The sequence below is a fragment of the Halofilum ochraceum genome (assembly GCF_001614315.2).
Taxonomy (GTDB): Bacteria; Pseudomonadota; Gammaproteobacteria; order XJ16; family Halofilaceae; genus Halofilum; species Halofilum ochraceum.
Window position 1 is genome coordinate 222,820 of record NZ_LVEG02000001.1, and the last position, 22,914, is coordinate 245,733.

The following is a 22,914-nucleotide window of genomic DNA, read 5'->3' on the forward strand; positions in this document are numbered from 1 at the left end:
AGGTGCCTACCCCGCGGCTCCCGCCGGTGCCTGTTCGTTCGTCCCGGGCCCCACATCCGCCAGGATGCCGTAGAGCGCCGGCACGAGGAACAGAACCATCAATGTCGCCGCGAGCAGGCCGAAGACCACGCTGATGACCAACGGCTTGAGCACCTGGGCCTGAAGGCTTCCCTCGGCGAGCAACGGCAATAGCCCCAGGATCGTGGTCAGTGAAGTGAGCACGACGGCCCGGAAGCGATCGCGACTCGCCAGGCGCGCGGCATCGGCCATGGGCTGTCCCTCCGCCACCCGTCGCTTGATGAAGTGCACGAGGAGGATCGAGTCGTTGACGACGATGCCGGCCAGCGAGGCCGCGCCGAGCAGGCTCGGCATCGACAACGGGTAACCCAGCAGGAAATGCCCCAGCACGGCCCCGACGAGCGCGAACGGGATCACCGTCATGACGATGAATGGCTCACGATAGCTGCGGAACTGGAACGCCAGCACGACGAATATCCCGATCAGGCCGAACGTGAAGGCCGAGCGTACCGAGCCACCGGTCGTGGCGGCTTCGTTCGACTGCCCGCGCGGTTCGATATCGACGCGCGGATATCGTGAACGCAGCTCGGGCAGGGTGGTCTGCTGGAGTCGTTCGATGATCCGCATGGCGTTGCCCTCGCGCGTGTCGAGGTCACCCGTCACGGTGGCCGTTCGCCGGCCGTCGATGCGCTGGATCCGGGCCCAGCCGCGCCCGGTTTCGATCGAGGCCACCGCGCCCAGCGGTACCTGTCCACCATCGGGCAGCGTAATCGTGAACGCGTCGAGATCCCCCAGGCTGTCGCGATCGGCGTCGGCCTGGCGTACCGTGATCTCGTAGCTCTCCGTGCCGACCTGGACCTCGGTCGCCGTTTCGCCGAGGAACGCGGCCCGCACCTGTCCCGCGACTTCCGCCGTGTCGAGGCCTAGGCCGCGCGCCCCTTCGGCGAGCCGAATCCGGCGCTCGGGTGTGCCCGGTCGCAGGTCGTCCATCACGTCGCGGGTGCCGTGAAAGGAACGCAACGCCTCCTGCAGCTCGAGTGAAGCCGATTTGAGACGCTCCGGATCTTCGCCCTGGAGGCGGAACTCGAACGGCAGGCCCTGGGGCCCGAGACCGGGTTCCCGCAGGATGAGGGCGATCGCCCCCGGGATCGTACCGATGCGTTCGCGCCAGTCGGCGTACAGTTCGTCCAGTTCCGTGGTCCGCATCTCGGCATCCAGCAGATCGACCACGACGGTCGCCACATGTGCACCGGTTTCGTGGGCACTGGCGTTCTGGCCAAAGCGCACCTGCACGTCACGGACCAGCGCGCGCTCGCCCGGCTGTCGGGGTGTGTGTTCATCGTTCACGCGCTCGAGCGCGGCGACGATGCGATCGACGGCTTCGCCGGTGCGGGCCAGCGGCGTCCCCTGTGGCATGAGCAATCGCGCTTCGACGACGTCGCCGTCGATATCCGGGAACGCCTGGAAGCCGACATGGCCGCCGGCGAGGAGGCCACCGGTGCCGACGAGCACGAACAGCATCACCCCCGCGAATGGATAGCGCCACGCGACGGCGCGGTCCGCCAGCCGACCAATCAGCCGTTCTCGCACGTTTTCAAAAGCGGCTTCGAAGCGGGCACGCCAGCGCCCGGGCCGGGCGGAGGCCTTTTCCACCGAATGGAGCAGGTGGTGAGGCAGGATCAGGAAGGCCTCGACCAGGCTGACGGCCAGGGTGATCAGCAGTACGACCGGCATCACCTCGAGGACCGTGCCGATGTCGCCCGAGAGGAACGACAGGGGCACGAAAATGCAGGCCGTGGTGATGAAGGATGCGATCACGCCAGGTGCGACGATCCGTGTCCCCTCGACGACGGCTTCCAGTGCCCGCGCGCCATCGCGCCGGCGCGCCGCGATGTTCTCCGAGATGACGATGGCGTCGTCCATGATCAGCCCGATCGCCATCAACAGGCCGACCATGGTGATCATGTTCAGCGAGTAGCCGGTCGCTGCCAGAAAGAATATCGAACCCAGGAACGAGACCGGCAGCCCCAGTGCGACCCAGAACGAGAAACGCACGCCGAAGAACAGCCACATCGCCAGGAACACCAGCAACAGGCCCTGCAGACCATTGCTGACCAGCATCTCGAGCCGGTCGCGGGCGATCGACGACAGATCGCGGGTGAGCCTGATCTCCACACCCGGCGGTGCGCGTTCGCGCTCGGTCTCGATAAATGCCCGCAGTGCGTCGACGACTCGCAGGCTGTCGTCGGCGATGGACTTGTGTACGTCGAGCACGGCCGCACGCCGGCCGTTGAACGTCGTTTTCTGCTCGGCCTTTTCAAAGCGGTCGGTAATGGTGGCGATCTCGCCGAGGCGGATCTCGCCACCCTCTTGGTCACCGATAATGACCATTTCTTCCAGCTCGGCCGGTGAGCGGCGCTCGTCGCTGAACCGCAGCCGGATGTCGCGCGTCGGCGTCTCGATGGTGCCGCCCGGCAGATCGGTGCTCTGGCGACCGACGATGCGGGCGACCTGGTCGATCGAAAGGTCGTGCTGGCGCAGCACGGATTTCGGGATCTCGATGCGGAACTCATGGTCCGAGAACCCGCCGATATCAATGGTCGCGACCCCGGGGACGCGCAGGAGCCGGTCCTTCACTTCCTCGGCCCAGGCCTTGAGATCGGCCGGCGTCATGTCGCCGGTAAGCGCGATCGAGGCGACGAAATCGGTGCGATGCAGTTCGCGCACGACCGGGGCTTCGGCGCGATCGGGGAATTCTTCGATCGCCTCGATCTCGGTACGGACCTCATCAAGGAAACGCCCGGGATCGCCGCCCTCGCGCATTTCCGCGGTAGCGGTTGCGCGATCATCCAGTGCTTCGCAGCGGATCTCGGCGAGGTCGGTAACGCCTTCGACCGCATCCTCGATGCGCGCGCAGACAGCCTCTTCGACGTCGGCGGCAGCCGCGCCCGGGTAGGGCACCTCGATACGGATCTCGGTGGGCGCGAAGCGCGGGAAGGTTTCGCGCTTCAGCCCCGGTGTCGCCAGTATGCCGGCGGTCACGATCAGGACGAGCAGCAGGTTGGCGGCCGTCGGATGGCCCGCGAAATAGCGGATCATGGGCAGTCCCGCACCCCGCGTGCGCTGTCGATCAGCCTGGCGCGTGCGTCCGGGGCATCCTCTGGCGCGAGTTTCATTCCGGCAATCGCGGGAACCGGGTCACTCAGTACCACGCGTTCCCCGGGCTCGATCCCGCCGGCGATGACCACGAAATCGCTGCCGCGGAAGCGCAGCGTGGGCTCGCGGATTGCTAGACGGTCGTCGGCGTCGACGACATAGACCCGCTCACCGTGCAGTGCCGTGCGTGGTAGGACGACCGCAGGCTCCCGCGGTGGCGCGCAGAGCCCGACTTCCACGTACATGCCCTTGACCAACGGGGGTTTTTCCGGTGGCCGGGCATCGGCGTACGGGCGCTCGACGACCACGACGACGCCGACCGTGCGCGTACGCGGATCGATCGCGTCGCTGATGCGATCGACCCGCGCCTGCCAGCGCGCCATCGCCTCGTCTCCGCCGGTCGTCCGCAGGCGCACCTCCGCCGACAGTCCCATCCGATTCAGTAATCGGTCGAGCCCGGCGGGGTCGCGACGATCGCGGTGCAGGTCGGATGTCAGGATCGCGCGGAAACGACTCAACGGGACCTCGGCCTCGACCTCGGTAGCGCCGACGCCGTCGGCCCGCAGGAGGGTCTCGCCGGTGCGGACGTATTGCCCGGTTTCGGTCTCCGCTTCGCTCACGCGCAGATCGAACGGCGCATCGATCGTAGTCCGCGGCAGGTCCCGTCGCGCCTGTTCCAGACGTGCGCCCGCGCTTTGGCGTTCGGCTTCGATCCGTCGCCTTTCGGCGGGGATCTGGGCCAGCGTGTTCTCCAGATCCTGCACCGCCTGACGCTGCTGCAGGTATTCGCGCTGCTGGCGGTCCACGTCGGCCTGCGAGACCGATTCCTGATCCAGCAGACGCTGCTGGCGTTCCAGTTCGCGCGCGGCCACTTCCAGTCGCCGTCGCTCGATCGCGAGCGACTGCTCGACGTTGTCGCGCCGGGTATCGAGTTCTTCCAGCTGGGCGCGACGGACGGCGAGCGCGGCCTCGGCTTCGGCGACCGCCAGCTCGTAGTCCCTGCGGTCGATCCGGAACAGCGTAGTACCCGCGGTGAGGATGGCGCCGGTCTCGACCTGCTCGTTGCGTTCGACGATGCGTCCCGATACCTCCCCCACGGCCCGCCAGGTCCGGGCCGGCCGGGCCTCACCGAAGCCGGTTGCCCTTGGCCGCCATGCGCTCGCCGGGGCCTCGATCACGCTCACGTTGCGCACGTCCTCGGTGGCCGGGCTGCGTTGTGGCTCGGGGCGCTGGGCAACCAATACGGCCAGCACCAGCACGCCGGCCAGGAGGGGGAGAAGGACCGCGAGACCCCGGCGGATCCGGCGTGAGGTTTTCGGTGCCATGGCCATGAGTCGGATGTCCCATCGGCGCGGCCGGATTCCGCGCTTTGATCAAAACAGGTGTTTAGCAATTACTAACTTTACCAATACCGTTTCTTCCGGAGCAAGCGATTGGGTCCGGGATATATGCTTGTAAATGAGGATTAAAATGGTTCTATAGGGGTTGGACTCGGGGCGGTCGAGTCGATAGAGTGGAACGTAGTGGTCACTAACATCAGGAGCAGGCAGGATCGTGAAAAAGCCCGGGGATAACCGACGCGGGGAGATCATCGACACCATGCTCGCCATGGCGGCGGAGGAGGGCGCCGACCGTGTCACCACGCGTGGTCTTGCCCGCCGGCGTGGTGTCACCGAGCCGGCGCTCTACCGGCATTTCCCCGGCGGCAAGGCGGAGATGTGGCGAGCGCTGGCCGCGACCGTGGGCGAGCGCATGCAGGCAGGGTGGCGCGCCGCCCTGGCGCGGCGTGACCGCACGGCTCCCGAGCGCCTGCGCGGGCTGATCCGCGCGCAGCTGCATACCATCGCGACCATCCCGGCGCTGCCCGCGATCCTCTTCTCGCGCACGCTGCATCGCGATAACGCCGCGCTGCGGGCCGGCCTGAACGAGGTCGCGGGCCGATTTCATGCCCATATCGAACAGATCCTGATCGACGGGCAACGCACCGGCGAGCTGCGAAGTGACCTTGAGCCGGAGGACGCCGCGTGGCTGCTGATCTCCGTCGTTCAGGGAACCGCGATCCGCTGGTCGCTGGCTGAGCGCTCTTTCGATCTGGAAGAGCGCGGTGGTGGAGTACTGGAGGTCGCTTTGACCGGGCTTCTGCCGATGCCGTCACCCGAGGCGGAGACCCGTGAATGATCGAAGAAAGGGGCCGATCGGTCCCGGGGAGGATAACGCCATGCGCGTAATCAGGAACATGACACTCATCGCTGTAGTGACATTCGGGGTTCTCGGCTCGCTGCACGCGGGCGACCCTGCCGAGCCCGCGGAGCCCGTCGGGCCGAAGTTGCCGGATCGCGTCCGCGGACTGCTGTTACAGGAAATGAATGCCATCCAGCAGGCCAGCGAAGAGATCCTCGACGCCCTCGTGCGCGGCCGGGACGCGGTCGTGGCCGAGAAGGCCCAGGCGATTCACGACAGTTTCATCCTCAAGCAGGAAATGACGAAGGCCGACCGAAAAGCCCTGATGGAGGCCGTGCCCAAAGATTTCGTCCAGCGTGATCGTGCCTTTCACGAACTGACCGGGGAGCTCGCGGCCGCCGGGCGTGACGGCGACGGGGCGCGCCAGCGGGAGCTGTTCGGTGACATGATCGATGCCTGCACCGGCTGCCATGCGCGCTATGCGCATGACCGCTTCCCAGGGCTGGGGCAATAAGCCGGGCGCGGCCGGCGCATGTCAGGCCAGCGCGCGCTCGAGGTCGGCGATCAGATCGGCGCCGTCTTCCAGTCCGATCGACAGGCGCAGCATGCCGTCGGTAATCCCCCGGCGCGCACGCTCCGCCTCGGACAGATCGTGATGCGTAGTCGTGCGCGGCTGGGTGACCAGACTCTCTGCACCGCCCAGGCTCGGGGCCAGTTGAAACAGCTGCAGCCGGTCGGCAACGCGGGCCGCGGCGGCGCCATCTCCATCGACCTCGATGGTCACGATCCCGCCGAAGCCGTTCATCTGGCGGGTGGCAAGGTCGTGGCCGGGGAAGTCGGGGAGCCCGGGATACAGGGAACGCGCGATCGCCGGATGCCGCGCCATGGCTTCCGCGACTGCCTGTGCGTTCTCATTGTGCTGTCGTACCCGTACAACGAGCGTGCGCAGACTGCGCGACAGCAGCGCGGCGGTTTCGGGCGCAATTGTTGAACCGAGATTCTTGCGCCAGCCCTGGACCGGTTCCAGCAATGCTTCCGGACCGATAAGCGCGCCGGCGGTCAGGTCGCTGTGCCCGCCCAGGAATTTCGTGGCGCTGTGCATGACGAGATCCGCGCCCAGTGCGAGCGGCTGCTGATTGACCGGGGACGCGAAGGTGTTGTCGACGGCGAGAAGTGCCCCGTGGGCATGGGCGCGCTCGGCGATGGTGGCGATGTCGAACAGTTCCAGTGCCGGGTTGGTCGGTGTCTCGACAAAGACGAGTTTCGCGCCGTCGTTCAGGGCCTCATCCAGCCGCTCGAGTTCATGGCCGAGCAGCAGCCATGACGGGATGCCAAGCTGCGGCAACTGCTCACCAGCCAGCTCCAGCGTGCCGCCGTAGGCATCACCGATGCACACCACGCCGTCGCGACCATGGGCAAAAAACAGCGCTGCGATCGCCCCCATACCTGAAGTGAAGGCGCGTGCCGCCTCGCCGCCTTCAAGACTGGCGAGCGTGCGTTCGAGCGCGAATATGGTCGGATTGAGTCCGTAGCGCGTGTACAGCCCGCCGGATCGACGGCCCTCAACCACTTCCAGCAGATCGGCGGTCGAGGTGAACGCGAAAGTGGTCGTATTGTAGATCGGCGCGTGAGGACTGCCGTGCGGGTCCTGACTGCCGTGGGCATGAATGGCGCGGGTGGCCATCGCGCCATCGCGGGATTCAGCCATTTGTACCTCCGTTTCCAGGGGGTGTTTTGAAGACGGGTACGGTCAGGCATTTTCTCCCAGGGTGGCGGATGGGTACACGTCCGGTTCCGTTGCTGTGTAACGAGAACCGGGAATTCGATGACAATGGTCTAATGCGGTCGCACGGAAAGAGCATGCGGTGTGACATATCGCCACGCGCAGAAAACCGACTCGGTCGAGATACACCCGCAACCGCCATTCCGACTCGATCTGGTGGCCGCTGCGCTGCGCCGCCAGCCCCACAACGTCGTCGATCGCTGGGACGGCGAGTGCTATCGGCGGGTTATGTCCCTTCCCGCGGGGCCGGTCGAGGCCGCGGTAACACAGACCGGTGGCACCGACGCGCCCGTGCTGGAAGTGGACGTATGCGGGGCTGAAGCGGACGCGCTGAAAGTCCAGGACGAGGCCGCGCGTCAGCTACGCCGCCTGCTCGGCGTGGATGTATCGCTGACCGAGTTCCACGCGCGAGCGGCGGCTGATCCGGACCTGGGGCCGCTCGCGCTGCGCTTTCGCGGCATGCGCCCGCCGCGCTTCCCAGATCTGTTCGAGGCGCTGGCCAACGCCATCGCCTGCCAGCAGGTCAGCCTCCACGTCGGCATCATGACGCTCAATCGCCTCGCCGAAACCTTTGGCAAGGCCGGCCCCGGGGGCAGCGCCTTCCCGCGCCCGGATGAACTGCGCGAGCACGCGACCGATTCCGGTTTGCGCCGGCTCGGGTTCAGTTTCGCGAAAGCACGCACGCTGTTGCGTGTGGCCGATGCCTGTACCTTGGGCGAGTTGAGCGAGGCGGCGCTGGCACCGCTTCCCGATGCAGAGGCGATTCGCCACCTCACGGCGTTGCGTGGGGTCGGGCGCTGGTCCGCGGAGTACGCACTGCTGCGCGGGCTCGGCCGGTCACACATCTTCCCGGGGGATGACGTCGGCGCCCAGCGCCACCTCGCCGCATGGCTGGATCTTGCGGGCCGGCCCGACTACGACGATGTCCAGGCCATTATGCGGCGTTGGTCCGGTTACGCCGGTCTCGTCTACCTGCACCTGCTGCTCTATCGGCTCCAGACAGACACGCTGTAGAAGGCGATCAATCGACCGGGCGCTGGGCCACGAGCCGGGCGAGATCGCGCAGCCCACGATCGGTAGCGCCGGCGCGGTTTTCGTCGCGGTAGACCCGTACCCGAAGCGCGGGGAACAGTGCGAGCAGTTCGTTGTCGGCGAGCCGGTATTGGTCGTTCTGCGGCCCATGGCGGGTCAGTCCGGCACGCGTAAAGGTCTCGTAGAACAGCAGGCCCCCTGGGCGCAGCGCGGCGGCAAGCGCGGGGCAGAGGGCCCGGTCGAGGAAGCGGCTGACGACGATGACGTCGAAGGTGGATGCCGCGGGCGGGTGCTCGACCACGTCACGCACCTCGGCGGTCAGGGCGAGTCCTTCCACGCGCGCTTGCGCGGCGAGCCGGTCGATGGCCGTGGCGGCGCTGTCCCAGGCCCGGGTGATCAGACCGTGGCGTGCGAGATGGAGGGCGTTGCCGCCGAGTCCACAGGCGAGATCGAGGGCGTCGCCGCTTGCCGGCAGCAAGTGGTCGAAATCGGTGAGCACCGCGGCCGGCCGCGGCTGCGTGGCCGAGCGCTCACGGTATCGCGCTTCCCAGTCCGTCGCCATGATCGGCATTCCTGTGTCCGGGGCTACGCCTCGCGCTGGCGGGGCTGAACGGGTACTTCGAATGCATTATGAAAGGGTGGCCATAGACCGACAACGGATTCAGTCTTGATGGCCATCACGGCCTCATGACGAGTTCCGGCTTACGCCGCGACTCCCGGATTGAAAAGGGCGTGTGGGGCGGCGACCGGGCACGAAATGGTCCCCATGGAACTCGTCTGTCCCCCTGGGCAGTCCGCCCGCGCTGAAGGCGGCGGTCGAGGATGGAGCCGATTTCGTGTATGGCGGTTATCGCGACGGTACCCGGGCAGCGCGTTTGGCCGGCGTGCTGATTGACCGGCATTGGTCGGCTGATCATCCGGCGCTGTACGAGGGTCGGTTCCGCGTCGAGGGCGCACTCGATCACGCCATCTGTTCAACCGCGGCCTCTACCACTGAGCGTATCCGGATCGCAGCGGCGGGCCGCGGCCAGGAGCACGGCGGAGCTGTCCGCGTGGATGGTGGTATCGGCTGGCGCCGTCGCCTTTACAATAAGGTCTCCGGTGGCATTCGCGGTGAACGGCCAGCGGACTTCGAGGTCGGTGATGGAAACCATGGGCACGCGACCGATGAGAAACTGGAATTCGCCCTCTATGAGATCTGTCGCGTGATTGTGCGGTTCAGAATAGTCAGCAACACGCTCTGGCCAAAGGGCTGCAGGCGCCGCCGGTGGATGGGTGAAGCGGCGGTGCGCAGTGCGGAGCGGACGGACGAGTGAATCACATGCATGGTCATATCCTCCGGCCATGCAGTCTATCGGGGCCATGCCGCGCTGCATTGATGGCCATCAATGTCCTGAGTGGGATCGAACCGAGTACGGGGAGACGGCCTTGCACATCGTCGTGATCGGCGGCGGCCTCATGGGAACGGCTACGGCCTGGTTCCTGCTCGAGGCCGGCCATGAGGTGACACTGCTGGACCGCAACCCCGAACTGGCGGCCGAGGGCAGTTACGCCAACGGCGGCATCCTGCATGCCGGCCACGCTGCCCCGTGGAATTCGCCCGCGGTCGCCGGGCAGTTGCTGCGCTGGGTCGGGCGCGAGGCGTCGCCGCTTCTGCTTCGGCCCGGGCGGCTACCGTGGATGACAAGGTGGGGACTCGGCTTCCTGCGCCACTGCAGGGCCCGTGACCATGAATACGTGAAGGCCCTGAACACGCGCCTGGCGCTGTACGGGCGTGACCGGATGGCGGAACTGCGTGCCGCCACCGGCATCGAGTATGACGGTGACCAGCGCGGCAGTATGAAGATCTTCCGCGATCGGGCGGCGCTTGATGCGGCACAGTCGGCAGCCGAAGCCCTCGAACCGCTGGGGATTCGGTCGCGCACCCTCGATGCCGACGGCGTGCTGGAACAGGAGCCGGCGCTCGCGGACACGCGTGCGTCGCTGGCCGGCGGCATCCATTTCCCGGATGACGAATCCGGGGATGCCTGCCGGTTCGTGCGCGAACTGGGCCGCGTACTGGTCGAGCGGGGTGCGAGCGTGCGCACAGGTGAGTCCGTCTCGCGGATCGAGGGGGATCGCTCGGGGGTCCGGTCCGTGGTGACGGATCGCGACATCATCCAGGGCGATCGCTACGTTCTCGCCGCCGGTGTCGATGCGCCCGCGCTCGTGCGGCCGCTCGGCCTGCGCCTGCCGATCGAACCCGCCAAGGGATACTCCGTAACCTTGCCCGTCGATGACGGGGCCGATGTGCCCCGCGTGCCGCTGATCGACGAGGCGCACCGGGTGGTGATCACGCGCCTCGGAGATCGGTTGCGGATCGCCGGGACCGTGGAGTTCACCGGCTTCGATCGGACGATCCGGCTATCCCGGGTCGAGGTCGTGCAGCGTCAGGGGCTTTCGAACCTGCCCTCGCTGGCATCGCGGCTCGATCCGGACAAGGTGGAGCCGTGGGCCTGTCTGCGGGCGGTCAGCATCGACGGGGCGCCTGTTCTCGGTGCCAGTCCGATCCCCAACCTGTTCCTGAATACCGCACCCGGCCATCTCGGATGGACATTCGCCGCCGGGGCGGGACAAGTCGTGGCTGATCAGGTCGGTGGGCGGGTCACCGGATTCGATCGGGCCGGGGAACTTTCCCCCCGGCGTTTCGGGCTCATCTGAGTCTATCGCCGGGGACCTGCCGGTCAGGCCGGGGCGGCGCCGAGCAGATCCAGACCGAGGAACGCGCCGACGAGCACGACATTGAGTGCCCAGGCAACGGTCAGCACGCGCGCGAGCACCTGCCACTGTTCATTGCGCGCGTTCGCCGCGCAGCGCCATACGGAGACCAGGATCCAGATCGTGTAGACGGTCATGATCGCCGCCATCACGAAGTAGAGCGCCCACGACAGTCCCCAGGCGCGGAAGATCGTCAGGAAAATGGCGGCCAGCAGCCAACTGCCGACCACGCCCCAGAGCCAGAAGACCTTCCATAACGGGCCGCGGCCCTGCCAGTAGCAGCCGATCGTCCCGCCGATTCCCGCAGTTCCGGTCATGCCGGCGCCTCCCGCATTCGGACACGATTCCACTATAGCCGCCGTTTCGCCGCCGGGTCATCCGCGCGCTCACTGCGACTTGATCCAGATCAAGAGCCGCGCAGAGAACGATCCGAAGTTGATTCTGATCAAGAAAAGGCGTCGGTCCCCTGTGGCCCAATAGCGCCACTGCAATCGCGCCAGACAACAACGAGGGAGAGCGGCCGTGCTCGACGAACAGCAATACAACCCGCCGAAGGCGCACAAGGCGCTGGCGATGTCCACGCTGGCGTTCACGACGTGTTTCGCGGTGTGGACGATCTTTTCGGTCATCGGCGTCAAGATCAAGCAGGATCTGGGACTCAACGAGACCCAGTTCGGCATTCTGGTGGCGACGCCGGTATTGACCGGCTCCATCAGCCGGATCTTTCTCGGCATCTGGACCGAGAAGTACGGCGGGCGCCTCGTGTTCACGGTACTGATGCTCGCGACCGCAATCGCGGTGTACCTGCTGTCCTCGGTCGAGACCTATGGGATGTTCCTGGTGGCCGCCCTCGGGGTCGGGCTTGCTGGCGGTTCATTCATTGTCGGTATTGCCTATACCTCCGAGTGGTACGACAAAAAACACCAGGGCACCGCGCTCGGCATTTTCGGGGCCGGCAATGCCGGTGCCGCCGTAACCAATTTCGGTGCGCCTTTCCTCGTCGTCGCCATCGGCTGGGAGACGACCGCCCAGGTCTATGCGGCGGTGCTCGCCGCCATCGCCGTCATCTTCTGGGTGTTCACGGAAGCCGATCCGCGCATGCAGAAGCGCAAGGCCGAGGGCGGCCAGCCGACGCCGCTGAAGGAGCAGCTCGAGCCGCTCAAAAAGCTGCAGGTGTGGCGCTTCTCGCTGTACTACTTCTTCGTCTTTGGTGCTTTTGTCGCACTCGCTTCATGGCTGCCGCGTTACTACACGGGCGCGTACGACGTGGGTCTCGAAACCGCCGGTATGCTGGCGGCCGCGTATTCGCTGCCGGCATCGGTGTTCCGGGCGCTCGGCGGCTGGTTGTCCGACAAGATCGGTGCGCGTGCGGTCATGTACTGGACGTTCGGGGTGTCGCTGATCGCGCTGTTCATCCTGTCCTATCCCGAGACCCGCTATGTGGTCTCCGGCATTGACGGCCCCATCGAGTTCGCCTTCGGCGTGCCGATCTGGCTGTTCGCGATCCTCACCGTCGGGCTCGGTTTCATGATGTCGCTGGGCAAGGCGGCCGTGTACAAGCACATCCCCGTCTATTACCCGGATCACGTCGGTTCGGTCGGCGGCCTGGTCGGCATGATTGGCGGTCTGGGCGGCTTCTTCCTGCCGATCGCCTTCGGTGCACTCAACGATCTCACGGGCGTGTGGACGAGCTGCTTCATGCTTCTGTTCCTGGTCGTCGCCGTCTCGATGACCTGGATGCATTTCGCGATCCTGCGCATGGAGCGTCGCCGGTATCCGGAACTGGCCGAGGACGAGAAGTTCCGTTACCTCCCCGAAATCCAGCCCGACTACAAGCAGGAGGGGCGCGGGGCGCATTGAGCGCCCCCGCAAGAGGAGAGAATCATGGCTTCGAAACCGACGAATCAGGGCAGTCTGTTTACGGATATGGGCAAGGTGCTCGATGACTGGCGGCCGGAGGACTCCGACTTCTGGCAGTCGAAAGGGTACCCGGTGGCCCAGCGGAATCTGTGGATATCGATCCCGTGTCTCCTGCTGGCCTTCTCGGTGTGGATGGTCTGGAGTGCCGTTGCGACCCGTCTCAACGAGGTCGGGTTTACCCTGACCAACAATGAACTGTTCTGGCTGACGGCCCTCCCGGGTCTGTCCGGGGCCACGCTGCGGATCTTCTACAGCTTCATGGTGCCTATCCTCGGTGGGCGCCGCTGGACGGTCATCTCGACGGCTTCGCTCGCGATACCAGCCATCTGGATGGGCCTCGCAGTCCAGGATCCCGGTACCACGTTCTGGGAGTTCGCGATCATCGCCCTGCTGTGCGGCTTCGGCGGCGGCAACTTCGCCTCCTCGATGGCGAACATCAGCTTCTTCTTCCCCGCGAAGCAGCAGGGCACCGCACTCGGACTGAACGCGGGTCTGGGCAATCTCGGTGTGTCGGTGATGCAGCTGGTGGTGCCGTTCGTGATCGCCACGGGTGCGCTGAGTTTCATGTTCGGCAGCGCCCAGAGCCTCGAGGGCGGTGGTCAGCTGTGGCTGCAGAACGCCGGCTTTGTCTGGGTGCCGTTCATTGCCCTGTTCACGGTGCTGGCCTGGGTCGGTATGAACGACATCGCGTCGGCGCGTAGTTCCTTCTCGGATCAGGCCGTCATCTTCCGGCGCAAGCACCAGTGGATCATGAGCTGGCTGTATATCGCCACGTTCGGGAGCTTTATCGGCTACTCGGCCGGTTTCCCGATGCTGATCAAAACCCAGTTCCCGGAGGTCAACCCGCTCCAGTACGCCTTCCTCGGTCCGCTGGTCGGGGCGCTGATCCGCCCGGTCGGCGGCTGGTTCGCGGACCGCTGGGGCGGTGCGCGGGTGACGTTCTGGAACTTCGTGGTGATGATCGCCGCCGCCCTCGGGGTCGTGTACTTCCTGCCGGTGCTCGGCACGGAGGGCAACTTCTGGGGCTTCTTCCTGATGTTCATGGTGCTGTTCATCACCACCGGTATCGGCAACGGCTCAACCTTCCGCATGATCCCGGTGATCTTCCGCACGCAGCACGAACGCTGGAGCGAGGGCGCCGATGAGGAGACGCGTGCGGCCGCGCTGAAGTCGGCACGCCGAGAATCGGCGGCGACGCTCGGCTTCAGTTCGGCGCTGGCCGCTTACGGGGCGTTCTTCATCCCCAAGGCGTACGGGACCTCGATCGCGCTCACGGGCGGTCCCACGGCCGCGCTGTATGCATTCTGCGCGTACTACCTGACCTGTGTTGCGGTGACGTGGTGGTTCTACCACCGGCGCAACGCGGAGATCCGTTGTTGAGCAGGGCTTTTCATCAACCCGGGAGGCGATGTCTCCCGGGTTTGATCAGGGTCAAAGCGAAGCCCGCGTGGCGGGGGTATTTTCGATCGCAACGTCTGGTCCGCGACCGGCCGGCACCAGGAATCCGGAGTCCGCAATGAGTCACTTTCTCGATCGTCTGATGTTCTTCAAACGGGTGCAGGGCGAATTCGCCGACGGCCACGGCCGTACCACCCACGAGGACCGTACCTGGGAGAAGGCCTATCGCCAGCGCTGGCAGCACGACAAGGTCGTGCGCTCCACGCATGGCGTGAACTGCACCGGCGCCTGCTCCTGGAAGATCTACGTCAAGGACGGTCTGGTCACCTGGGAGACCCAGCAGACCGACTACCCGCGCACGCGCCCGGATCTGCCGAACCACGAACCGCGCGGCTGCCCGCGCGGTGCCAGTTACTCCTGGTACATCTACAGCGCCGCGCGCCTGAAATACCCGATGGTGCGCGGGCGGCTGCTGAAGCTGTGGCGCGCCGCGCGCGAGCAGTACAGCGATCCGGTCGAGGCCTGGGCATCGATCGTCGACGACGCCGATGCGCGTCGCAGTTACCAGCGTCGGCGCGGTCTTGGCGGGATGGTTCGTTCAAGCTGGGACGAGATCCAGGAACTCGTCGCCGCGGCCAACGTGCACACGGTTCGCCGCCACGGCCCGGACCGGGTGATCGGGTTTTCCCCCATTCCGGCGATGTCGATGGTCTCCTACTCCGCCGGCTCACGCTATCTGTCACTGATCGGCGGCGTCTGCCTGTCGTTCTACGACTGGTACTGCGACCTGCCGCCGAGCTCCCCCATGACCTGGGGTGAGCAGACCGACGTGCCCGAATCGGCCGACTGGTACAACAGCAAGTTCATCATGATGTGGGGTTCGAACGTGCCGCAGACGCGCACGCCAGACGCCCACTTCATGACCGAGGCGCGCTACAACGGCACTAAGATCGTCGTCTGCTCACCGGACTACGCCGAGGCGACCAAGTTCGCGGACCTGTGGCTGTCGCCGAAGCAGGGCACTGATGCCGCGCTCGGAATGGCCATCGGCCACGTCATCCTCAAGGAATTCCACATCGACCGGCAGGAGGCGTACTTCCAGGACTACTGCCGGCGCTACACGGACATGCCGATGCTGGTCGCGCTGGAAGAGCGCGACGGCCGCAACGTGCCTGGGCGCTTCCTGCGCGCCAGCGATCTGACCGATGCCGCCGGTGAGCAGGCGAATGCCGAGTGGAAGACGCTGACGATCGATACGGATTCGGACAGTCCGGTGGTCCCCCAGGGATCGATCGGCTTCCGCTGGGACGAGAGCGGGCGCTGGAACCTCGAGGAACGCGAGGGCGTGAACGGCGGGGAAATCAAACCGCGGCTGACGCTGCTCGATCACGGCGACGAGGTCGTACCGGTCGCTTTCCCGTACTTCGGCGGGGTGGAGCACGAGTTCTTCACCCACAACGAACAGACCGACGTGCTCGAGCGTCGCGTGCCGGTTCGGCGCATGACCCTGGCCGACGGCAGCAGCGTGCGCGTCGCGACCGTCTTCGATCTGATGGCGGCCCACTACGGGGTCGATCGTGGCCTCGGCGATGACGGCGTCGCGCAGAGTTATGAAGACGACGTGCCGTACACGCCGAAATGGCAGGAGTCGATCACCAGCGTGCCGGCCGATCACGTGATCAAGGTGGCACGGGAGTTCGCCGACAACGCCGCGAAAACGCAGGGCCGCTCGATGGTCATCCTGGGTGCCGGACTGAACCACTGGTACCACATGGACATGAACTACCGCGCCATCATCAACATGCTGGTGATGTGCGGGTGCATCGGCCAGAGCGGCGGCGGCTGGGCGCACTACGTCGGCCAGGAGAAGCTGCGGCCGCAGCTGGGCTGGCTGCCGGTGGCATTCGCCCTCGACTGGGTGCGGCCGCCGCGGCAGATGAACGGCACCTCGTTCTGGTACGCCCACAGCGATCAGTGGCGTTACGAGAAACTGGAAGTCGAAGAGATCCTGTCGCCGCTCGCCGATCCGAGTGAATGGTCGGGCAGCCTGATCGATTACAACGTCCGTGCCGAGCGCATGGGCTGGCTGCCGTCCGCGCCGCAGCTCAACCGCAACCCGCTCGATGTGGTACGCGAGGCGCGCGCGGCCGGTCGCGATCCGAAGGAATACGTGGTCGAGCAGCTGCAGTCCGGTGCGCTCGAGTTCGCGAACCAGGACCCGGATGCCGAGGAGAACTGGCCGCGCAATCTGTTCGTGTGGCGCTCCAACCTGTTCGGTTCCTCCGGCAAGGGGCACGAATACCTGCTCAAGCACCTGCTCGGCACGAACGATGGCGTCCAGGGCAAGGAACTGGGTCCGCAGGGCCAGCAGAAGCCCGAGGAGGTCGCATGGCACGACCAGGCACCCGAGGGCAAGCTCGACCTGCTGGTGACGCTCGACTTCCGCATGTCGACGAGCTGCATGTACTCGGACGTGGTCCTGCCGACCGCCACCTGGTACGAAAAGGATGACCTGAACACCTCGGACATGCACCCGTTCATTCATCCGCTGTCCGAGGCGGTCAATCCGGCCTGGGAGGCGCGCAGCGACTGGGACATCTTCAAGGGGATCGCCAAGGCCTTCTCGAAGGTGGCCGCGCCCCATCTGGGTGTCGAGGAGGACCTGGTCACCCTGCCGCTGATGCACGACACGCCGGCGGAAATGGGGCAGGCGCTAGGCGTTTCCGACTGGACGAAGGGTGAGTGCGACCCGGTCCCGGGCCGCACCATGCCCAATCTGATCACCGTCGAGCGCGACTATCCGAGCACGTACCACCGCTTCACCTCGGTCGGACCGCTGCTGGAAAAACTCGGCAACGGCGGCAAGGGGATCAGCTGGAATACGGAGCGCGAGGTCGAACATCTCGGCGAGCTGCACGGGCGCCACTGGCTGGAGGAGGCCAGTTTCCGGCGGCCGCGCATGGAAACGGCGATCCAGGCGGCGGACACGATCATGTCGCTGGCGCCGGAGACCAACGGTGAAGTGGCGGTCAAGGCCTGGTCGGCGCTGGAGAAATTCACCGGGCGCGAGCACAGGCATCTCGCCGTGTCGAAAGAACACGAGAAGATCACCTTCCGGGACATCCAGTCCCAGCCGCGCAAGATCATCTCCTCGCCCACCTGGTCGGGCATCGAATCCGAGGAGGTCTGCTACAACGCCGGGTGGACCAACGTCCATGAACTGATTCCCTGGCGGACCCTGACCGGGCGTCAGCAGTTCTACCAGGACCATACCTGGATGCGCGGTTTCGGCGAGGGCTTCGTGGCCTATCGCCCGCCGGTAAATACCAAGACCTGGCGCGATATCCACGGCCAGCACTCCAACGGCAATCCGGAGATCGTGCTGAACTGGATTACGCCGCACCAGAAGTGGGGCATCCACAGCACGTACACGGACAACCTGTTGATGCTGACGCTGTCGCGGGGCGGGCCGATCATCTGGATTTCTGAAACCGATGCGGCGAAAGTCGGAATCGAGGACAACGACTGGATCGAGACCTTCAACGCCAACGGGGCCGTCGTTGCGCGGGCCGTCGTCTCACAGCGTGTCCGTGAGGGCATGGCGATGATGTACCACGCGCAGGAGCGCATCGTGAATACACCCGGGTCGGAGATCACCGGGGCCCGCGGCGGTATCCACAACTCGGTGACACGTGCGGTGGTGAAGCCGACGCACATGATCGGGGGGTACGCCCAGCAGAGCTACGGCTTCAACTACTACGGCACGGTCGGTTCGAACCGTGACGAATTCGTCGTCGTGCGCAAGATGGACAAGGTCGATTGGCTCGAGGGCGATGACGAAAGCATCCTCACGCAGGAGTACACGCGATGAAGATCCGCGCACAGATCGGCAAGGTCCTCAATCTGGACAAATGCATCGGCTGCCATACCTGCTCGGTGACCTGCAAAAACGTCTGGACCTCGCGCGAGGGCATGGAATACGCGTGGTTCAACAACGTCGAGACAAAGCCGGGCATCGGCTATCCGAAGGACTGGGAGAACCAGGACCGCTGGAAAGGCGGCTGGGTACGTTCGGGGAAGGACGACATCGTGCCGAAGCAGGGCGGCAAATGGCGCCTGCTCGCCAAGATCTTCGCCAACCCGCATCTGCCGGAGATCGACGACTACTACGAGCCGTTCAACTTCGACTACCAGCGGCTGCAGAACGCGCCCGACTCAAAGGCGCAGCCGACGGCCAAGCCGTACTCGGCCATTACCGGCAAGCCGATGGAAAAGATCGAGTGGGGCCCGAACTGGGAAGAGATCCTCGGCGGCGAGTTCTCCAAGCGCTCGCAGGACTACAACTTCGAGGGCATCCAGAAGGAGATGTACGGCCAGTTCGAGAACACTTTCATGATGTACCTGCCGCGGCTGTGTGAGCACTGCCTCAATCCGACCTGCGTGGCGAGCTGCCCGTCCGGCGCGATCTATAAGCGCGAGGAGGATGGCATCGTCCTGATCGACCAGGACAAGTGCCGCGGCTGGCGCATGTGCATCTCGGGCTGCCCGTACAAGAAGATCTACTACAACTGGCAGTCCGGCAAGTCGGAGAAGTGCACCTTCTGCTATCCGCGCATCGAGGCGGGTCAGCCGACAGTGTGTTCGGAGACGTGTGTGGGCCGTATCCGCTATCTCGGCGTGCTGCTGTATGACGCCGACCGGATCAAGGAAGCGGCCAGCGTCCCCAACGAAAAGGATCTCTACGAGGCGCAGCTCGACATCTTCCTCGATCCGAACGATCCCGAGGTACAGCGCCAGGCGCGGGCCGACGGCGTGCCGGATTCCTGGATCGAGGCGGCTCAGCGCTCGCCGGTCTACAAGATGGCGATGGACTGGAAGGTCGCCTTCCCGCTGCACCCGGAATACCGGACGCTGCCGATGGTCTGGTATGTACCGCCGCTGTCGCCGATCCAGTCGGCCGCGGATACCGGGCAGGTCGGTCTCGACGGCCTGATCCCGAACGTCGAGTCGCTGCGCATTCCGGTGCGCTACCTCTCGAACATGTTGACCGCGGGCGATGATCGCCCGGTGATCGACGGTCTCAAGCGGATGCTCGCCATGCGGGTGTTCAAGCGTGGCCAGACCGTCGACGGCGTCGAGAACGAAGAGGTGCTCGAACAGGTCGGCCTGAATCGCCAGCAGCTCGAGGATATGTACCAGACCATGGCGATCGCCAACTACGAGGACCGGTTCGTGATCCCGACCAATCATCGTGAGCTCTCGACGGAGGATGCCTACGGCGAACGCTCCGGCTGCGGGTTCAGTTTCGGCGATGGCTGTCACACGCATGGCACGACCACGCGCGTGAACCTGTTCGGTAGCAAGAGCCCGCGCCAGCGCGAGCACAAGCCGCCGACGATCGAGGAGAACAAATGATGGCGGCCGACCGGCAATCGAGTTTCGGGCCGTGCCTGCAGGCGCTTTCGGTCCTGCTGCATTACCCGCAGCAGGACACCGTCGACAATGCCGACGCCATCGCCGACGTGCTGGCGGCGAGGCCCGAGTTCCCGGCGGACGACCGAGCCGAGCTGGAGCGGTTCATCCACCGTCTGCGAAGGGCCGAGCTGCTGCACCAGCAGGCCGGTTACGTCGAGACCTTCGATCGAAGCAAGAAGGTCTCGCTGTATCTCTTCGAGCACGTCCATGGCGAGTCGCGCGATCGCGGTCCGGCCATGGTTGAACTGCGCATGGCCTATCGGGAGCAGGGGCTGGATATCGCGGCGAATGAACTGCCGGATTATCTGCCGATGTTCCTGGAGTTCTGCGCCCAGCTCCCGGATGCCGACGCCTGCGCATGGCTGGAGGACGTCAGCCACATCCTGCAGGAGATCCATGTCCGCCTGTACCAGCGCGACAGCCGTTATGCGCTGCCGTTCCGGCTGCTGCTGCGGCTGGTCGATGTGGAGCCCTGGCCGGCGGAGCTGGTCGAGGAAACGAAGGAGGAGAAACGCGACGATACCAGGGAAGCGATCGACAGCGTCTGGTGCGAAGCGCCGGTTACGTTCGAGGCCGGCTCCGCGCTCGGCGGTGGCTGCAGCGGTGGGTCGGGTACGCAGTCCGGTAACGCCGCGGGCTATGGCGCCGGTCGGGCATAGGAGGCTGTCCGAGCAACCCGGAGCCTACTGCGCGCGCGCCACAGCGGACGCTTTTCCCGATCGCTCAACTCACATGGACACGACCATGCTCGTTTCACGATCGAAAAAATCGCCTCGCTGTGGCACGCGCTCGCGACGGCTCAGGTTACTCGGACAGCCTCCTGGATTCGGAGAACGATGATGGAAACCCTGCACGTATTTGCTTTTGAATACTATGTCTACGTGGCCGGCACGGTGTTCCTGCTGGGCAGCCTCGTCCGGTTCGACATGAGCCAGTACACCTGGAAGACGAATTCCAGCCAGCTGCTGGACAACTCGATGAAATTCCAGGTGGGCAGCGTGCTGTTCCACGCCGGCGTCCTGTTCCTGCTGTTCGGTCACCTGATCGGTCTGTTGATGCCGCACTGGATGTACCCGTACGTCGGCCTGACGCCCGGTTCGAAACAGATCCTCGCGATCGTCTCCGGCGGTATCGCGGGGCTTGCGGCGCTGGTGGGCGGTGCCATCCTGCTGCACCGGCGGATCTTCCATCCCCGCGTGCGGGCGCATTCGACGCGTAACGATATCTTCATTCTCGTGCTGCTCTACATCCAGCTGATCCTCGGCATGCTGACGATCCCGATCTCCATGGGGCATCTGGATGGCGGCACGATGATCAAGCTGTCCGACTGGGCGCAGCATGTGCTGACGTTCCGCGGCGGTTCGGAGTACATCACGGACGTGCACTGGATCTTCAAGCTGCATCTGTTCCTGGGCGTAACGACGTTCCTGGTTTTCCCGTTCACGCGCCTGGTCCATATCTGGAGCCTGCCGGCGACCTATATCGCCCGCCAGTACCAGATCGTGCGGCAGCGGTCGTCATGACGGGGGGTGCCGCGATGTCCCTGGTCACCGTCAATCGGGTCGTGATTCCGGATGAGGATATCCACTACGAATCCGCGCGGGTCGAGGAACGCGGCGTGGATGAGCGCCGCGGTGCCGCGGCGCGCCAGCTCGTGGTGCGTGAACTGTTGCGGCAGCGTGCGGACGAGATCGGTCTCGATACCGAAAACGATACGGATGCCGCGGTCGACGCGCTCCTCGACCGCGAGGTCCCGAAGCCCGAGGTCGACGATGCGGCCTGCCGCCGCTATTACGAAGCGAACCCGGAGCGCTTCTGCACACCGGTTACCGTGGAGGTCCGGCATATCCTGCTCGCCGCCCCGCCCGACGATGTCGGTGCGCGCGCCAGGGCGGAAGAACGGGCGGATGAGTTGATCAAAGAGGCCACCAACGGCGATGAATCGATCGGCGCGCTCGCCGCGAAGCACTCCGATTGCCCCTCCGCGACCGATGGCGGCCACCTCGGCGCGGTCGGGCGCGGGCAGACCGTCCCCGAGTTCGAGGATGTCGTCCTGCGCCTGGAGCCGGGGCTCGCCCGTCGCCCCGTGGAAAGCCGCTATGGCTTCCATGTCGTCGAGGTGATCGCGCGCGAAGGCGGCGAACCGTTATCGTACGACCAGGTCAGCCACCTGATCGCCGACTACATCCGCGAACGCTCGTGGCGCCGCGCCGTCAGCCAGTACATCGGCCAACTCGCGGCCGACGCCGAGATCGAGGGCGTCGATCTGGAAGTGCCCGATTCGCCGCTCGTGCAATAGCTTTCTGGAACCACGAATGAACACGAATGCACACGAATGGAGTTGGGGCAAGTTGGTCTCTCTGGAGCTTCGCTGATACCGCGGGAGAGTGGCGACCTGGTTTTTGAACCACAGATGAACACAGATGGACACAGATAAAGGCGCTACGGCTGATTGCCCCGGGTTTTATCTGTGTTCATCTGTGTCTATCTGTGGTTCATTCCGAGCGATCAGGTGCGTTAGCGTCGCAACGAAGCTCCACTGACATCCGTGCTCCCCAGTCCCATTCGTGTTCATTCGTGTTCATTCGTGGTTCTCAAAAACTCCACCCCCTCGAGGCTTCAATGACCGAGATTGTCGATTTTGATTCTTTCCTGGAGATCGCCCAGGCCAGTGACGAGCCCCAGCGGCTGCTGTTCATTTTCCTGAAGGTGGCGCTCCCCGAGGACGCGACCGAGGAGGAGCGGCAGCGTTACGAGCAGGGTAATGGCGGTGGCCTCATGCCGGTGATGTATGTCGACAAGGCGCCCGGCGAGCTCACCGACTTCTCGGGGCTGGTCGAGGAATCGCGGGCCATGGGCGAGGACTGGCAGATGGTGCTGGCAGCGGCGCTGGTCGGGGAAGGCGGGCCGCCGTCGGATTCGGCGGTCGAGGACGCGTTCTCCGGACTCATCAAGACGGTCCACGCCGGTGGCGATCTGTCGTCGATGCTCGCGTTCGACCGGGAAGGCGACCCCGTCATCTTCAATTGATGTTGCCAACGGGGTAGCAGGTGATGCGAGTCATCTGTCGCGAACGCTCGTGCCATCCGCCGTGACCCCAGGCCGGCGCACGCCGGCCGAGCCGCCCCAGGCCGGGCGTTCAGCCCCGCCATGACGCCAATCCGGCAGTTCGAGCCCACGCGGATCAAGACGCA

18 protein-coding genes are annotated in these 22,914 nt (G+C 65.4%); 13 read left to right on the forward strand and 5 right to left on the reverse strand.

The window, feature by feature from the left end:
• Positions 1-6: 6 nt before the first annotated feature.
• Both A0W70_RS01060 and A0W70_RS01065 read right to left on the reverse strand, forming a co-directional pair.
• Positions 7-3,117, reverse strand: a complete 3,111-nt coding sequence (locus tag A0W70_RS01060; RefSeq protein ID WP_070987506.1) for an efflux RND transporter permease subunit — start codon at positions 3,115-3,117, stop codon at positions 7-9.
• Positions 3,114-4,499 carry an efflux RND transporter periplasmic adaptor subunit gene (locus tag A0W70_RS01065; protein ID WP_070988236.1) on the reverse strand — a complete coding sequence of 462 codons (1,386 nt, stop codon included), beginning with the start codon at positions 4,497-4,499 and terminating at the stop codon, positions 3,114-3,116. The genes A0W70_RS01060 and A0W70_RS01065 overlap by 4 nt, the downstream gene beginning before the upstream one ends.
• 229 nt (positions 4,500-4,728) lie before the next feature.
• Between A0W70_RS01065 and A0W70_RS01070 the strand changes: the two genes are divergently transcribed.
• Positions 4,729-5,352: a TetR/AcrR family transcriptional regulator gene (locus A0W70_RS01070; RefSeq protein ID WP_070987508.1), complete on the forward strand. Its 624-nt coding sequence runs from the start codon at positions 4,729-4,731 to the stop codon at positions 5,350-5,352.
• A gap of 40 nt (positions 5,353-5,392) precedes the next feature.
• A complete protein-coding gene (locus tag A0W70_RS01075; RefSeq protein ID WP_070987510.1) occupies positions 5,393-5,869 on the forward strand; it encodes a cytochrome c in 477 nt (158 codons plus the stop codon).
• Between the two features lie 21 nt (positions 5,870-5,890).
• Here A0W70_RS01075 and A0W70_RS01080 read toward each other — a convergent pair whose 3' ends face one another.
• Positions 5,891-7,063: a trans-sulfuration enzyme family protein gene (locus A0W70_RS01080; protein WP_070987512.1), complete on the reverse strand. Its 1,173-nt coding sequence runs from the start codon at positions 7,061-7,063 to the stop codon at positions 5,891-5,893.
• 159 nt (positions 7,064-7,222) lie between these two features.
• On the opposite strand from A0W70_RS01080, the gene A0W70_RS01085 reads away from it, so the two are divergent.
• Entirely contained in the window at positions 7,223-8,152 is a 930-nt protein-coding gene (locus tag A0W70_RS01085) for a DNA-3-methyladenine glycosylase family protein (protein ID WP_217495354.1), read from the forward strand.
• A gap of 7 nt (positions 8,153-8,159) precedes the next feature.
• Here A0W70_RS01085 and A0W70_RS01090 read toward each other — a convergent pair whose 3' ends face one another.
• Entirely contained in the window at positions 8,160-8,732 is a 573-nt protein-coding gene (locus tag A0W70_RS01090) for a class I SAM-dependent methyltransferase (RefSeq protein WP_083330671.1), read from the reverse strand.
• A gap of 274 nt (positions 8,733-9,006) precedes the next feature.
• Here A0W70_RS01090 and A0W70_RS01095 point away from each other — a divergent pair, with 274 nt between their 5' ends.
• Positions 9,007-9,486, forward strand: coding sequence for a hypothetical protein (locus A0W70_RS01095; protein ID WP_139150653.1), 480 nt, complete (start codon positions 9,007-9,009; stop codon positions 9,484-9,486).
• Between the two features lie 46 nt (positions 9,487-9,532).
• Positions 9,533-10,870, forward strand: coding sequence for a D-amino acid dehydrogenase (locus A0W70_RS01100; protein ID WP_075109820.1), 1,338 nt, complete (start codon positions 9,533-9,535; stop codon positions 10,868-10,870).
• A gap of 23 nt (positions 10,871-10,893) precedes the next feature.
• Here the strand turns inward: A0W70_RS01100 and A0W70_RS01105 are convergent, their stop codons facing one another.
• Positions 10,894-11,244 carry a hypothetical protein gene (locus A0W70_RS01105; RefSeq protein ID WP_070987519.1) on the reverse strand — a complete coding sequence of 117 codons (351 nt, stop codon included), beginning with the start codon at positions 11,242-11,244 and terminating at the stop codon, positions 10,894-10,896.
• Between the two features lie 205 nt (positions 11,245-11,449).
• Here A0W70_RS01105 and A0W70_RS01110 point away from each other — a divergent pair, with 205 nt between their 5' ends.
• From A0W70_RS01110 to A0W70_RS01145, 8 genes are all read left to right on the forward strand, one after another.
• The gene (locus A0W70_RS01110; protein WP_245675781.1) at positions 11,450-12,787 is read left to right on the forward strand and encodes an MFS transporter; all 1,338 of its coding nucleotides are present in this window, start codon (positions 11,450-11,452) and stop codon (positions 12,785-12,787) included.
• Positions 12,788-12,811: 24 nt separating this feature from the next.
• Positions 12,812-14,227: a NarK family nitrate/nitrite MFS transporter gene (locus A0W70_RS01115; RefSeq protein ID WP_070987521.1), complete on the forward strand. Its 1,416-nt coding sequence runs from the start codon at positions 12,812-12,814 to the stop codon at positions 14,225-14,227.
• Between the two features lie 136 nt (positions 14,228-14,363).
• Positions 14,364-18,116, forward strand: coding sequence for a nitrate reductase subunit alpha (locus tag A0W70_RS01120; protein ID WP_070987523.1), 3,753 nt, complete (start codon positions 14,364-14,366; stop codon positions 18,114-18,116).
• Positions 18,113-19,660 (forward strand): nitrate reductase subunit beta, encoded by a 1,548-nt coding sequence (gene narH / locus A0W70_RS01125; protein ID WP_070987526.1) that lies wholly within the window; start codon positions 18,113-18,115, stop codon positions 19,658-19,660. Before A0W70_RS01120 ends, narH begins: the two co-directional genes overlap by 4 nt.
• Positions 19,657-20,379, forward strand: coding sequence for a nitrate reductase molybdenum cofactor assembly chaperone (gene narJ, locus A0W70_RS01130; protein WP_083330672.1), 723 nt, complete (start codon positions 19,657-19,659; stop codon positions 20,377-20,379). The genes narH and narJ overlap by 4 nt, the downstream gene beginning before the upstream one ends.
• Before the next feature lie 180 nt (positions 20,380-20,559).
• Positions 20,560-21,243: a respiratory nitrate reductase subunit gamma gene (gene narI / locus A0W70_RS01135; RefSeq protein ID WP_070988239.1), complete on the forward strand. Its 684-nt coding sequence runs from the start codon at positions 20,560-20,562 to the stop codon at positions 21,241-21,243.
• Between the two features lie 14 nt (positions 21,244-21,257).
• The gene (locus A0W70_RS01140; protein WP_175443029.1) at positions 21,258-22,019 is read left to right on the forward strand and encodes a peptidylprolyl isomerase; all 762 of its coding nucleotides are present in this window, start codon (positions 21,258-21,260) and stop codon (positions 22,017-22,019) included.
• 323 nt (positions 22,020-22,342) lie between these two features.
• Positions 22,343-22,750: a hypothetical protein gene (locus A0W70_RS01145; protein ID WP_070987532.1), complete on the forward strand. Its 408-nt coding sequence runs from the start codon at positions 22,343-22,345 to the stop codon at positions 22,748-22,750.
• Positions 22,751-22,914 lie beyond the last annotated feature (164 nt).